We start from the raw sequence: 13933 nt of genomic DNA, 5'->3' as shown, positions 1-13933 counted from the left end.
AACCAAAGTGCCGTAAGTGCCTGTGAATGTGCCGGGGGTCACGGGTCCGGTGGGCACACGGTCAGCGCCTTGTACATCGTTGGTCAGCACATTGCCGGTCAGGGTCAGTTGGCTTTCTGACGCTGTTCCGTTGCTGTCATCGTTGGCTTTTGGCAGGTCGTCGACGATGTTCACGTCCAGCGTGCCCGTGGCGGTGGTGCCGTTATCGTCAACGACCGTGACGGCAAACTGCTCAGGCAGATTGTTCGCGCCATTGGCATTTGGATGCGCTTCGTTATCGGCCAGGGTGTAGCTGTAACTCACGACACCGGTGGCGGCGTTGAAACCTGTGATAGTCAGCGTGCTGCCCAGCGGCGTGGTGATCGATTGCGGGAAGCCTGCGGCTACGCCGTTGGTGACGACGGCGATACCGCCGACGGTCAGCGTCGTCACACCGTCCAGCGCGGTGATGGTGAAAGTGCCGCTCTGCGTCAGCGCAGTGGAATCCGGCGCGCTGCCGTCACTGAGGTTTTTCTCATAGACCGTCAGTTCGCCGCCGGCGACATTCAAGCCGTTGATGATCACCGGGTCGTCGTTGTTGTGGATCTGCAACACGAGGTTGGCGGTGCTGGTATCACCGTCCGCATCGGTGATGGTGTAGGCGAAGGTCTCTGTGCCGTTGCCGCCGCCGTGGAGGTTTTTGAAGTCGGCGTCGCTGGTATTGAGCGTGTAGGTGTATGTGCCGTCGGCATTCAAAACCAAGGTGCCGTAAGTGCCGGTGAACGTGCCCGGGGTTACGGGTCCGGTGGGTACACGGTCAGCGCCTTGCACATCGTTGGTCAGCACGTTGCCGGTCAGGGTCAGCAAGGTTTCCGAGGCCGTACCGTTGGCGTCGTCAAATGCTTTGGGCACGTCGTCGGTGATGTTGACGTCGAGCGTGCCGGTCGCGGTATCGCCATTGCTGTCGCCGGCGATCACGGTGAACTGTTCGCTGAGATTGTTTACGCCGTCGCCGGCCGCATGGGTTTCGTTACCGTTGAGGGTGTAGCTGTAGGTGACCGTGCCCGTCGCCGGGTTGTAACCGGTGATCGTCAGGGTGTTGCCCAGTTGCGTGGTGATCGATTGCGGGAAGCCGATCGGCACACCGCCGACGATGACGTTGATGCCGCCAATGCTCAGGCTGGTCAGACCGTCCGGCGCCGACACGGTGAAACTGCCGCTTTGTGTCAGGGCGCCGGGGTTGGCCGACGAACCGTCGGGCAGATTGGCTTCATTGACGTTGAGTTCGCCGCCAGCCACGTTCAGGCCGCTGAGGGTCACCGGATTGTTGACCGGTGGCGGCACCACGACTGCCGGGGTGTCGTCGCCGTTGTCGATCACCGCGTTGCGACGTTCTTCGGGGAATTCAGGAATACCGCCGAACCCGGCGGTGGGGAAACCGATGATCGGGTCGACCCGACCGCCAACTTCCGTCAGCAAGACAAAACTGTGACCACCGCCCAGTTCACCGGGTGCACCGCCCGGGGCATTCGGGCCGGCGGCAGTGGCTTCGGCGCTTTTAGTCGGGTCATCACCGGCGGCGATGGCTTTCTGGATCTGCTCGACGTCAGTCAGTTGCGCGTCGCTCGGGGCCACGGCCTCCGCGGCATTTACGTGAGCAGCCTGACCGGCCAGCAGTTCACCGGTCATGGTCATGCTGCTGCCGCGTCCGAGGGTCAGCTCCTGGCCGTTTTGCAGATGAACGGCGACGGCGCCTTCTGCGCCGGTGATCAGTTGATCGCCGGCGTACAGGCGATCTCCTTCAACCAGTGCGCGTTTAGTACCGTCGGCTGACTGAGCGAAAACCTGGCCAATGACTTTAGTGACTGTGCCGATGAGCGTTGCCATGTGAAATCCTCCGCTGCCGACCACCGTCGGCACTGGTAAGCGAAGCAGCCCATGGCTCAATCGGGTTGTCGGAGGCGACGCTCGCACCTCCCGACAGTTCGTTTCGCAGGTGGCTCGTTGAGGAAACATTCGTGCTATCAAGCACTTCCGCATCCTGATCAAAGCACTACGCCCACTAACGCTACGTAACGGTGGTGAATCACTCAGGTGACAAAAATCTGTCACCTTCCTACCGTTGCGCGTCCCTCCCCTTCAGCAGTACTTCGCCGTATGTCGCAAAGTGAATGGAACTTTCCTCAAGCCTTTTTGCGCTCCCTAAAGCGCATAAAACAAAGGCTTTCATGCTGAACAATGTGCCGGTTTTTACAAAGCGCATAAGTTTTTTTCGGCATAAGCCTTATGAAAATTTTTTCTTAGCTACGCTTCAGGATGTTCTTAGCTCTGTTGTTACAAGAGTGAAACGCTGACACCACAAAATATCGTCAAATATTTGGCGACAGTAACACACCATCAGGACTCAGGGAGATGCACCCATGCGCGTTCTAACCCCCCTCTGCAGCGCGGTTTTGCTGGCCATGGCTTGCACTTCTCAAGCTCAGGCCATGAACCTTACCGAGGCGATTCAAAGCACCATCGCCACTCACCCGGAACTGGCCTCGCGCGTGGACGCCCGCCTGTCCGCTGATGAACAAGTCAAAGTCGCCAAGGGTGGCTTCTATCCGTCCGTCGATTTGAATGCTGCCTATGGCCGTGGCTACAGCGACAACACCAATACTCGGGCTTTCGGTAATCACCACACCGAAATCCTCAATTACACCCAGTCCGAGCTGCGCCTGCGGCAAATGCTGTTCGACGGCTTCAACACCGCCAACGAAGTCGAGCGCACCAAAGGCGTGTCCAATTCGCGTGCGTACTACGCGCAAGGCACCGCCCAGGATCTGGCGCTGCGTACCATCGAGGTCTACCTCGAAGTGCTCAAGCGTCGCGAACTGGTGACGCTGGCCCGCAACAACCTGCAGGCGCACTTGCGCGTTAACGATCAGATCGGCCTGCGCACCGAGCGCGGCGTCGGCAGCACCGCAGACTCGGATCAATCGGTCGCGCGTAAAGCGCTGGCGCAAAACAACCTCGACACCGCCGAAGTCGATCTGGCCGATGCCGAATCGAACTTCTACAGCGTGGTCGGGCGTATGCCCGATGAGCTGGAAACCCCCGCCTCGACCCGTGGCGAGTTGCCGGCGACCCTGCCCGAAGCCCAGCAGAGCATGGTCGAAAACAATCCGTACCTGAAATCCGCCCAAGCTGATGTGCAATCCGCCGAGAGCCAGTACGAAGTCGCCAAGTCACCGTTCTATCCGCGCTTCGACGCTGAAGCAGCGGTCGGCGCGAACAACAACGTGCAGGGCGATGAAGGTCACGACAACGAATGGCGCGTGGGCGTGGTGATGAACTACAACCTGTTCCGTGGCGGCAGCGACAAGGCCCGCCTGGCCTCTGACGCGCACCAGATCAACCAGGCCATGGACATCCGCAACAACGCCCTGCGTCAGCTCAACGAAAACATTCACCTGGCGTGGAACGCCATGCTTAACGCCAAGAAGCAGACCCCGACCGCCCGCGAATATGCGGAAACCACCAAACGCGTACGCGCCGCCTATCAGGATCAGTTCGGCCTCGGCCAACGGACTTTGCTCGACTTGCTCGACAGTGAAAACGAGCTCTACAACGCCAACCGTCGCTACACCGAAATCCGCTACACCGAGGAATATTCGATGTACCGCGTGCTGGCGAACATGGGCCAGTTGCTGAGCAAGCAACGGGTGGTGCTGCCGGCCGATGCGATCGCTGCGACCGAAGTCAAAAACGAAGCACGCCTGCCCGAGCTGAAGTAAATCCCCGTGCAGGAGCTGCCGAAGGCTGCGATCTCTGGATTTTGAAGATCAAAAGATCGCAGCCTTCGGCAGCACCTGAATAGGGCGATATGTAGCCAGTGCCACCGTTTCACGGGAGCGATCAATATGACCAGCATGGAACCCGGCCATACCGGGATCGATCCGCGGCTGAGCTTCGATGATCCGTTACTCGACGGTCTGTTGATCCTCTGCAAACTGCATGGCGCGACGGTCAGTCGCGCCAGCCTGAGTGCCGGGCTGCCCCTGAACAAACAGCGCCTGAGCCTCGACCTGCTGCCCCGTGCAGCCGCCCGGGCCGGGCTGCAGGCGCGGATTCTGCGCCGTGAGCTGAAAGACATCTCGCCGCTCAATCTGCCGATTCTGCTGCTGCTCAACGACGGCCGTACCGCCGTATTGCGGCGTTTCGCTGACGACGGCAAAGCACTGATCCTGCCCAGCGAAGCCGATGGTGGCGAGCAATGGATCAGCCGGGAAGAACTTGCCGAGCACTACAGCGGCCAAGCCTTGTTCGCACGCCCGCGCCACGAACTCGAAGACTTGCGCTCGCCGCTGGTGCCACGGGTACATGCGTGGTTTCGCGACACCCTGAAGCTGTCGAAATGGCTCTACAGCGATGCGATTCTCGCCAGTTTCCTGATCAACCTTTTAGGCCTGATGGTGCCGCTGTTCGTCATGCAGACCTACGACCGCGTAGTGCCGAACCAGGCGACCTCGACCCTGTGGGTGCTGTCGATCGGCCTGCTGATCGGCACCGGTTTCGAACTGGTATTGCGGGTAGTCCGCGCGCACCTGCTCGACACCGCGGGCAAGAAAACCGATGTGATCCTTTCCGCGACTTTGTTCGAACGCATCACCGGCATGTCGATGAAGGCGCGGCCGGCGACCATCGGTGGTTTCGCCCAGAGCATTCATGACTTCCAGGGCCTGCGCGAGTTCCTCACAGCGGTAACCCTGACCAGCCTGATCGACCTGCCCTTTGTGGTGCTGATGCTGGTGGTCATCGGCCTGCTCGGCGGCTGGCTGGTGGTGATTCCACTGCTGGCCTTTCCGATCACCATCATCTTCGCCATGGCGATTCAGGTGCGCCTGCGCGACACCGTGCAAAAGAGCCTGAGCCTCGGCGCTGAACGCCAGGCGGTGCTGATCGAAACCCTCGGCGGCCTGGAGACCCTCAAGGCCTGCAGCGCCGAAAGCGAACGCCAGCACAAATGGGAAAGCACCCACGGCGCCCTCACCCGCCTCGACAGCCATGCGCGCAACCTGTCGGCGCTGGCCACCAACGGCACCTTGTTCATTCAACAGTTTTCCGGGATGGCAACGATTGTCGCCGGGGTCTACAGCATCATTGCCGGCAACCTCAGCGTCGGTGCGCTGGTCGCCACCTACATGCTCGGCAGCCGTGTACTCGCGCCGCTGGGACAGATCGCCGGGCTGATCACCCGCTATCAGCAAGCGCAACTGACCATGAAAAGCACCGACGCGCTGATGGCGCTGCCGCAAGAGCGCGACGGCAAACAGCGGCCGCTGGAACGCACGCAATTGCAAGGCGCACTCGACGTCAACGGCGTGACGTTCCACTACAACGGCCAGAATGCGCCGGCGCTGAGCAATGTCAGCTTCAGCCTGAAACCCGGTGAACGGGTCGGCATCATCGGCCGCAGTGGTTCGGGCAAAAGTACGTTGGCGCGATTGGTCATGGGTTTCTATGAACCCGAGGAAGGCCAGTTGCTGCTCGACGGCCTCGACCTGCGCCAACTCGATGTCGCCGACCTGCGTCAGCAGATCGGTTACGTCGCCCACGACCTGCCGTTGCTGGCCGGCAGCCTGCGCGACAACCTGACGCTCGGCGCACGCTACATCAGCGATTCGCGGATGCTCGAAGTCGCCGAACTGACCGGCGTGACCGAGCTCGCACGTCAGCATCCGCAAGGTTTCGATCGGCCCGTGGGTGAACGCGGGCAATTGCTTTCCGGCGGCCAGCGTCAGGCGGTGCTGCTCGCGCGATCCTTGTTGCTCGATCCGCCGATCATGCTGCTCGACGAACCCACCAGTGCCATGGACAACAGCAGCGAAGACCAACTGCGGCAAAAGCTGCACGGCTGGGTGCAAGGCAAAACGCTGCTGCTGGTCACCCACCGCACGTCGATGCTGAGCCTGGTCGACCGGTTACTGGTGCTGGACAACGGCCGGGTCGTCGCCGACGGCCCGAAAGAAGCGGTCATCGATGCACTGCGCAAGGGCCGTGTCGGCTCGGCGGCGGTCTAGGAGTTGCCCCATGTCTGCTTCCTCCGATAGCAAATCACGCGGCTACTTCGACAGTTTCGGCAAAAGCGCCGAAGCCGAGTTCATGCCGGAAACCGCCGGCGCTTCGTTGCAGGACTCACCGCGCTGGTCACGGATCACCGTGTGGCTGGCGGCGGCGCTGCTGATCAGCGCGGTGGTCTGGGCCAAATTTGCCGTGCTCGAAGAAGTCACCATGGGCGAAGGCAAGGCGATTCCGTCGAGCAAGGTTCAGGTGATCCAGAACCTTGAGGGCGGGATTGTCACCGAGATCTTTGTGCGTGAAGGGCAAATGGTAAACAAGGGCGACACGTTGCTGCGTCTGGATGACACACGCTTTCGCTCGAACAAAGGCGAGAGCGAGGCCGATCGTTATGCGTTGACGGCGCAGGTCGAGCGACTGTCGGCAGAGGCCGAAGGCCGGCCGTTCAAGCTCTCTGCAGAGGTGATAGCCAAGGCACCGCAGGTCGCCGAAGACGAACGCTCGCTGTACGAACAGCGTCAACGCCGCTTGGCCAGCGAGCAGCGCACGTTGAGTGAACAGCTGCGGCAGAAAACCCAGGAGCTTGCCGAGTTTCGTTCCAAGCAAGGCCAGTTCAGCTCCAGTCTGGCGTTGCTTCAGCAAGAGATGAACATGTCCGAACCGCTGGTGAAAACCGGCGCGGTGTCGCCGGTGGAAATCCTCCGGCTGAAACGCAGCGCGGTGGAAATCCGTGGCTCGCTGAACGCGACGACGCTGGCCATTCCCCGCGCCGAATCGGCGATTGCCGAGATCCGCAGCAAGATTGACGAATCCGAGCAAACCTTCCGTTCTGAGGCGGCCAAGGAGCTGAATGAGAAACGCACCGACCTGTCGAAAATCACCGCCACCAGCATCGCCATCGACGACCGCGTCACCCGCACCACCGTGACCTCCCCGGTACATGGGGTGATCAAGCAATTGAAGGTCAACACCATTGGCGGCGTGGTCCAGCCGGGCAGCGACATGGTCGAAATCGTGCCGCTGGAAGACAACCTGTTGATCGAGGCGAAAGTGCGGCCGCAGGACGTGGCGTTTTTGCATCCGGGCCAGAAAGCCATGGTCAAGTTCAGTGCTTACGACTACACGATTTATGGCGGGCTGAGTGCCAGGCTTGAGTTGATCGGTGCAGACACGATTACCGATGACAAGGGCAACAGCTTCTACCTTATTCAGGTGCGCACCGATAAAAACCATTTGGGCGGGGATGTGAAACCGCTGCTGATCATTCCGGGGATGGTGGCGACGGTGGACATTATTACCGGGGAGAAAAGTGTGCTGGATTACTTGCTCAAACCGGTGCTCAAAGCCCGGACCGAGGCGATGCGCGAGCGGTAGTGATTATCCGGATTTTGCGGTGATTGATCTGGCGCCTTCGCGAGCAAGCCCGCTCCCACATTTGGAATGCGTTCCCCTGTGGGAGCGGGCTTGCTCGCGAAGAGGCCGGAATTACCAACACCTATCTTTCGCCATGATTCTTCTGAAAAATCTCCTCCCCCATTGCCGCAATCTGTCCCTCGATCAACGCTTCGAACGGCTTGAGCAACGGCTCGAACGACGCCGACGGCTCCAGCGTCTGCAATGCCTGCACAATCGCCTCAATCGTCGACAACGCCCCCGGCCCCGGCGCCTTGCGCAAGCGATAGCGCGACACGCCGCCCTCGGTCAGCGTCACCCGCGGCAACGCCGCCAGCAACGGATTGAGGTGCAACATCTTGCGCGCCTTGCGCCAGGTGCCATCCGGAACGACCAGCAACAGTGGTTCATCAGACTCGCCATAAGCCTGCATCGGCTGCGCATCCTCAGCCGGAAACAACAACCGCGCCTGATACCCCGGCCGGTTCAACAACGCCGGCAAATCCTCGAACACCTCGCCAACGATCAGCTCGGCATTGTTCAATCCGAGGGCCGCGAGGCGCGCGGTATTCAACGCATGGTTGACCTCGCTCGGATGCTGCAACAGCAACACCCGGGTTCGGCTGTCGAGGCTCGGGATCAGCGAGCACAGGCAATGGGTGAGTGGGCGCAGGCAGCGCGGGCATTGGGGTCTGGTCACTTTTCAGGCCTGATTGAGCTGAGCTTTGAGTAAATCACGGAACGTCTGAATCAGCGGTTCACGGCTACGACCGCGACGCATGATCATCGAAAACGGCGCCTGATAACCGAACGTCGCCGGCAGCAACACGCGCAGATCGCCCTTGTCGGCCCACGCCTGGGCATAGTGCTCCGGCAAATAACCGATGTAAGCGCCGGACAGCACCAGAATCAGCTGCGCCTCCATACTTTCCACCGTGGCGGCGCTGTGTTTGAAGCCGTGCCGCGCCAATTCCGCCTGGCTCCAGTAACCGCGCCCGACCATGCGCTGTTGAGTGATGACTTGCTCGGGAATGCGCCGCTCGTTGAACAACGGATGGCGGCTGCTGCAATACAACCAGTGCTGCTCGCGGTACAGCGGCATGTACACCAGACCGCTCATGCGCGTGGAAAACGCACCGATGGCCAGATCGAGACGGTTGTCCTGCACGCCGAGTTGCAGTTCGTAAGGACTCATCACCGACAGGTGCAAATGCACCGCCGGGTGTTCCTGACTGTAGGCGCCGATGGCTTCGGCGAATGGCAACGCCTTGTCGCTGACCGTGGAGTCGATCACGCCGAGGTTGAGCGTACCGCGCAGTTCGCCCTTGAGCGCGGCGGCGTATTGCTCGAAGCCTTCGAGTTCGGCAAGCAGACGCAGGGTTTCCTGATGGAACAGTTCACCCTTGCTGGTCAGGCTGAACCCGCCGCGCCCGCGATGACACAGCACCAGGCCGAGCGCGGCTTCGAGCTGGCTCATGTAAGTGCTGATCGCCGAAGTCGACAGGTTGAGTTCCTGCTGCGCGTTGGCAAAACCCTGATGACGGACGACGCTGACGAAGATGCGCAACAGTTTCAGGTCGGGTAAAGCGTTGGCCATGTCTGCTCCGGGCTTTAGAGATGTGTTGCCTGATAGAACCTTCCCTCACCCCAGCCCTCTCCCGGAGGGAGAGGGAGCCGACCGCGGTGCTCTCAGGATGCGCATCGACCTGTGATATCGAGTCGAACTCAGGATTCGAAAGCCATGGAGATCAGCTCCCTCTCCTGGGGGAGAGGGCTGGGGTGAGGGCAACGATCTCCTGCCGATCACACGACCCGAATCCGACAAAGTCTAATCGCCCCTCGCCCATTAGTTTAGAAAAATCTGAACTAAGTTTTTGCCCGTAGCGATTCTTCCGCCGCACTACATTTCGCATCATCGGCCCCACAGCGGCGTGCCAACCTGTGCTCAGCGGTGCGCCGACATAAATAAAACAAAGACGATGAGGCCCTACCCGTGGACAAGATTCTTCACCAACCACTGGGCGGCAACGAAATGCCGCGCTTCGGCGGCATCGCCACCATGCTCCGACTTCCCCATGTACCGACCGCTGCCGGCCTGGACGCTGCCTTTGTTGGCGTGCCACTGGACATCGGTACTTCGCTGCGCCCCGGCACCCGTTTCGGGCCACGCGACATCCGCACCGAATCAGTGATGATCCGCCCGTACAACATGGCCACCGGCGCGGCGCCGTTCGACTCGCTGTCGGTCGCCGACATCGGTGACGTGGCGATCAACACCTTCAACCTGCTCGACGCCGTGCGCATCATCGAAGAAGCCTACGACAACATCCTCGAGCACAACGTGATCCCGATGACTCTGGGTGGCGATCACACCATCACCCTGCCGATCCTGCGCGCAATTCATAAGAAGCACGGCAAGGTCGGTCTGGTGCACATCGATGCCCACGCTGACGTCAACGATCACATGTTCGGCGAGAAGATCGCCCACGGTACGACCTTCCGTCGCGCCGTCGAAGAAGGTCTTCTGGACTGCGACCGCGTGGTGCAAATTGGTCTGCGCGCCCAGGGTTACACCGCTGACGACTTCAACTGGAGCCGCGATCAGGGCTTCCGCGTGGTGCAAGCCGAGGAGTGCTGGCACAAGTCGCTGGCGCCGCTGATGGCCGAAGTGCGCGAGAAAGTCGGCGGCGGTCCGGTGTATCTGAGCTTCGATATCGACGGCATCGACCCGGCCTGGGCGCCTGGCACCGGCACCCCGGAAATCGGTGGTCTGACGACCATTCAGGCGATTGAAATCGTCCGTGGCTGCCAAGGCCTCGACCTGATCGGTTGCGATCTGGTAGAAGTCTCGCCCGCTTATGACACCACCGGCAACACCTCGCTGCTGGCCGCCAACCTGCTGTACGAAATGCTCTGCGTACTGCCTGGCGTGGTCCATCGCTGAGGATCGGGTCATGAACGAACGTGATCAGGTTTTGCAAGCGGCCGCCGACTTGGTGTCCGCCTTCGCCCGAAACGATCGCGAAGCTTATTTCGGCGCGTTCAGCGCCGATGCGAGTTTCGTTTTCTACACCCTCGAACAGCCGCTGCTGTCGCGCGAAGCCTATCAGGCCTTGTGGGACCGCTGGCGCGCCGAGGATGGCTTCGAGGTGCTTGCGTGCACCTCGAGCAACGCCTTCGTCAGCCTGCAGGGTGACGTGGCGATTTTCATCCATGACGTGGCCACCGAGCTGCGCATGCAAGGGGAGCAACACTTCAGCCAGGAGCGCGAGACGATTGTTTTCAAGAAACAAGCGTCGAGCCTAGAACAACAAGGCCATTGGCTGGCCTGCCACGAACATTTATCCGCAATGCCGGAAGGGCTGCCATCCCCTTAGCCAAGACAGGTGACGCTCACGCACGATGAGCGCGCCTTTATGATCGGAGCAGATCATGAATAACAACAACAACGACCAAAGCCTTACGCAAATTGAAACCCACGGGGTCGAACAGATCCCGGACCACGAACGCAGCGCAGGCCCGACGGACTTGTTCCGGATGATCTTCGGTGGTTCGAATACCTTTGCCACCGCCGTGCTCGGCAGTTTCCCGGTGCTGTTCGGTCTGTCTTTTCAGGCCGGCGTCTGGGCGATTGTGCTGGGCGTGCTGCTTGGCTCGCTGATCCTCGCACCGATGGGCCTGTTCGGCCCGCTCAACGGCACCAACAATGCCGTGTCGTCCGGTGCGCACTTCGGTGTGCACGGGCGGATCGTCGGTTCGTTCCTGTCGCTGTTGACCGCCATCGCGTTTTTCTCGCTCTCGGTGTGGAGTTCGGGGGATGCGCTGATCGGTGGTGCGAAACGCCTGATCGGTCTGCCGGAAACCGACCTGACTCTGGGCCTGGCCTACGGTCTGTTCGCGATTCTGGTGCTGACCGTGTGCATCTACGGCTTCCGCTTTTTGCTGTGGGTGAACAAGATCGCGGTGTGGAGCGCCAGCCTGCTATTCCTGCTGGGCATCTTCGCCTTCGCCGGTCCTTTCGATGCGCATTACGCCGGCACCGTCAGCCTCGGTCAGCCGGGTTTCTGGGCGGCGTTCATCGGCGCTGCGCTGGTGGCGATGAGCAACCCGATTTCCTTCGGCGCGTTCCTCGGCGACTGGTCGCGCTACATCCCGCGTGACACCTCCAAGCTACGCATCATGGCAGCGGTAGTGCTGTCGCAGATCGCCACGTTCATCCCGTTTCTGTTCGGCCTGACCACCGCGACCATCGTCGCGATCAAGGCGCCGGACTACATCGCGGCGAACAACTATGTCGGTGGTTTGCTGGCAGTGTCGCCGAGCTGGTTCTTCCTGCCGGTGTGCCTGATTGCGGTGATCGGCGGCATGTCCACCGGCACCACCTCGCTGTATGGCACCGGGCTGGACATGTCCAGCGTGTTCCCGCGCGTTCTCTCGCGAGTGAAAGCGACACTGCTGATCGGCGTGCTGTCGATTGCCTTCATCTTCATCGGCCGTTTTGCCGCGAATCTGGTGCAGAGCGTGTCGACCTTCGCCGTGCTGATCATCACCTGCACCACCCCGTGGATGGTGATCATGATCATCGGCCTGTTGGTGCGGCGCGGCTTTTACTGCCCGGACGACCTGCAAGTGTTCACGCGCGGCGAACAGGGCGGCCGCTACTGGTTCAGCCACGGCTGGAACTGGCGCGGTCTGGGCGCGTGGATCCCGAGCGCGGCGGTCGGTCTGTGCTTCGTCAACCTGCCGGGGCAATTCGTTGGCCCGCTGGGGGAAATGGCCGGCGGCATCGACATCAGTTTGCCGGTGACATTGGGCCTGGCGTCGGTGGTGTACCTGACGCTGCTGAGCCTGTTCCCGGAACCGCGCGAAGTGTTTGGCCCGACGGATGCCCGCAACCAAGTCATAGAAAAACCTGAACTGCGCCAGGCCGCCTGACGCAGATCCCTGTAGGAGTGAGCCTGCTCGCGATGACTTCAGCACATCCAATAAAGATGTGACTGACAGACCGCTATCGCGAGCAGGCTCACTCCTACAAGGGAAATGATTTTGGCCTCAACATAAAAAAGACAATCGGAGACACGCCATCATGGCTTTGGATTTATTCGTCGTCCTCATCTACGCCGCCGGCATGCTCTTGCTCGGCTACTTCGGCATGCGCAAGGCCAAGACCAACGAGGACTTTCTCGTCGCCGGTCGTAACCTCGGCCCGAGCCTGTATATGGGCACCATGGCCGCGACCGTACTCGGTGGCGCGTCCACCGTCGGCACCGTGCGTCTGGGCTACGTGCACGGCATCTCCGGTTTCTGGTTGTGCGCGGCACTGGGTTGCGGCATCGTCGCGCTGAACCTGTTCCTCGCCAAACCACTGCTGAAACTGAAGATCTACACCGTTACCCAGGTCCTGGAAAAACGCTACAACCCGATGGCCCGCTCGGCGAGCGCGGCAATCATGCTGGCCTACGCACTGATGATCGGCGTGACCTCGATCCTCGCCATCGGCACCGTGCTGCAAGTGCTGTTTGACCTGCCATTCTGGGTTTCGGTACTCGTCGGTGGTGGCGTGGTGGTGATCTACTCGGCGATCGGCGGCATGTGGTCGCTGACCCTCACCGACATCGTCCAGTTCATCATCAAGACCGTGGGCCTGATGTTTATCCTGTTGCCGATCTGCCTGTACCGCGTCGGTGGCTGGGACGAACTGGTGCTGAAACTGCCGGCGACCGCCTTCAGCTTCACCACCATCGGCTGGGACACGATCATCACCTACTTCATGATCTACTTCTTCGGCATCCTGATCGGTCAGGACATCTGGCAACGGGTGTTCACCGTCAAGACCGCCAAAGTCGCGCAGTACGCCGGCAGCATCGCCGGCATCTACTGCATCGTCTACGGTCTGGCCTGCGCGCTGATCGGCATGGCCGCGCATGTGCTGATCCCGGATCTGGACAACGTCAACAACGCCTTCGCCGCCATCGTCAAACTGTCGCTGCCGGACGGCATCCGTGGTCTGGTGATCGCTGCGGCACTCGCGGCCATGATGTCCACCGCCAGCGCCGGCCTGCTCGCCGCGGCCACCACCCTGACTGAAGACCTGCTGCCGAAACTGCGTGGCGGCAAACAGTCGAGCCTGGGCGTCAACCGTCTGTTCACTCTGCTGACCGGCATCGTTGTGCTGGGTATCGCACTGGTGGTGAACGATGTGATCAGCGCCCTGACGCTGGCGTACAACCTGTTGGTGGGCGGCATGCTGATCCCGCTGATCGGTGCGATCTTCTGGAAACGCGCGACCACCGCCGGCGCCATCGCCAGCATGGGTCTGGGTTTCGCCACCGCGCTGCTGTTCATGTTCAAGGATGGTCTGGATGCCAACACGCCGATCTACTACAGCCTGGCCGTGGGTCTGGTGAGTTTCGTGGTGGTCAGCCTGGTCTCCCCTCGCCCGGCACCCGTGGCGAGTGCGATCTAAGCTTTGATGTAACAACTTGATGCTTTCTTCGAC

The 13933-nt window shown here is 60.9% G+C and carries 10 protein-coding genes; 7 read left to right on the top strand and 3 right to left on the bottom strand.

The features are described 5' to 3' along the window. The coding region (locus ACM6IV_RS19590; RefSeq protein WP_414871256.1) for a retention module-containing protein at positions 1-1866 on the bottom strand (1866 nt) is incomplete at its 3' end. 533 nt (positions 1867-2399) lie between these two features. On the opposite strand from ACM6IV_RS19590, the gene ACM6IV_RS19585 reads away from it, so the two are divergent. The 3 genes from ACM6IV_RS19585 (at position 2400) to ACM6IV_RS19575 (ending at position 7416) form a co-directional block, all read left to right on the top strand. Beyond that, on the top strand, positions 2400-3758 hold the full coding sequence (locus ACM6IV_RS19585) for a TolC family outer membrane protein (protein WP_414871255.1): 1359 nt from the start codon (positions 2400-2402) through the stop codon (positions 3756-3758). Between the two features lie 126 nt (positions 3759-3884). Then, positions 3885-6044 carry a type I secretion system permease/ATPase gene (locus ACM6IV_RS19580; RefSeq protein WP_414871254.1) on the top strand — a complete coding sequence of 720 codons (2160 nt, stop codon included), beginning with the start codon at positions 3885-3887 and terminating at the stop codon, positions 6042-6044. Positions 6045-6054: 10 nt separating this feature from the next. Continuing rightward, the gene (locus ACM6IV_RS19575) at positions 6055-7416 is read left to right on the top strand and encodes an HlyD family type I secretion periplasmic adaptor subunit (RefSeq protein ID WP_414871253.1); all 1362 of its coding nucleotides are present in this window, start codon (positions 6055-6057) and stop codon (positions 7414-7416) included. Positions 7417-7537: 121 nt separating this feature from the next. Here the strand turns inward: ACM6IV_RS19575 and ACM6IV_RS19570 are convergent, their stop codons facing one another. Both ACM6IV_RS19570 and ACM6IV_RS19565 read right to left on the bottom strand, forming a co-directional pair. Further along, positions 7538-8134 (bottom strand): tRNA-uridine aminocarboxypropyltransferase, encoded by a 597-nt coding sequence (locus tag ACM6IV_RS19570; RefSeq protein WP_414871252.1) that lies wholly within the window; start codon positions 8132-8134, stop codon positions 7538-7540. A gap of 3 nt (positions 8135-8137) precedes the next feature. Next, positions 8138-9031 carry a LysR family transcriptional regulator gene (locus tag ACM6IV_RS19565; RefSeq protein WP_007956593.1) on the bottom strand — a complete coding sequence of 298 codons (894 nt, stop codon included), beginning with the start codon at positions 9029-9031 and terminating at the stop codon, positions 8138-8140. A gap of 396 nt (positions 9032-9427) precedes the next feature. On the opposite strand from ACM6IV_RS19565, the gene speB reads away from it, so the two are divergent. The 4 genes from speB to ACM6IV_RS19545 all read left to right on the top strand — a co-directional run bounded on the left by speB (position 9428) and on the right by ACM6IV_RS19545 (position 13900). Beyond that, positions 9428-10378 (top strand): agmatinase, encoded by a 951-nt coding sequence (speB, locus tag ACM6IV_RS19560; protein WP_003222717.1) that lies wholly within the window; start codon positions 9428-9430, stop codon positions 10376-10378. 10 nt (positions 10379-10388) lie between these two features. Then, positions 10389-10811, top strand: coding sequence for a YybH family protein (locus ACM6IV_RS19555; RefSeq protein ID WP_414871251.1), 423 nt, complete (start codon positions 10389-10391; stop codon positions 10809-10811). A gap of 55 nt (positions 10812-10866) precedes the next feature. Next, positions 10867-12369: a purine-cytosine permease family protein gene (locus tag ACM6IV_RS19550; protein WP_414871250.1), complete on the top strand. Its 1503-nt coding sequence runs from the start codon at positions 10867-10869 to the stop codon at positions 12367-12369. 151 nt (positions 12370-12520) lie between these two features. Then, positions 12521-13900 (top strand): sodium:solute symporter, encoded by a 1380-nt coding sequence (locus tag ACM6IV_RS19545; protein ID WP_414871249.1) that lies wholly within the window; start codon positions 12521-12523, stop codon positions 13898-13900. Positions 13901-13933: the final 33 nt, after the last annotated feature.

It is taken from the genome of Pseudomonas sp. IT-347P, assembly GCF_949768005.1.
Taxonomy (GTDB): Bacteria; Pseudomonadota; Gammaproteobacteria; order Pseudomonadales; family Pseudomonadaceae; genus Aquipseudomonas.
The sequence above is the reverse complement of the archived record's forward strand: the minus strand, read 5'-3'. Positions and strand labels throughout refer to the sequence as shown.

What these genes read in the sequence shown, in the direction of transcription:
- ACM6IV_RS19585 (WP_414871255.1), top strand. Translation starts at nt 2,400, where the DNA reads ATGCGCGTTCTAACCCCCCTCTGCAGCGCGGTTTTGCTGGCCATGGCT.
- ACM6IV_RS19580 (WP_414871254.1), top strand. Translation starts at nt 3,885, where the DNA reads ATGACCAGCATGGAACCCGGCCATACCGGGATCGATCCGCGGCTGAGC.
- ACM6IV_RS19575 (WP_414871253.1), top strand. Translation starts at nt 6,055, where the DNA reads ATGTCTGCTTCCTCCGATAGCAAATCACGCGGCTACTTCGACAGTTTC.
- ACM6IV_RS19565 (WP_007956593.1), bottom strand. Translation starts at nt 9,031, where the DNA reads ATGGCCAACGCTTTACCCGACCTGAAACTGTTGCGCATCTTCGTCAGC.
- ACM6IV_RS19555 (WP_414871251.1), top strand. Translation starts at nt 10,389, where the DNA reads ATGAACGAACGTGATCAGGTTTTGCAAGCGGCCGCCGACTTGGTGTCC.
- ACM6IV_RS19550 (WP_414871250.1), top strand. Translation starts at nt 10,867, where the DNA reads ATGAATAACAACAACAACGACCAAAGCCTTACGCAAATTGAAACCCAC.
- ACM6IV_RS19545 (WP_414871249.1), top strand. Translation starts at nt 12,521, where the DNA reads ATGGCTTTGGATTTATTCGTCGTCCTCATCTACGCCGCCGGCATGCTC.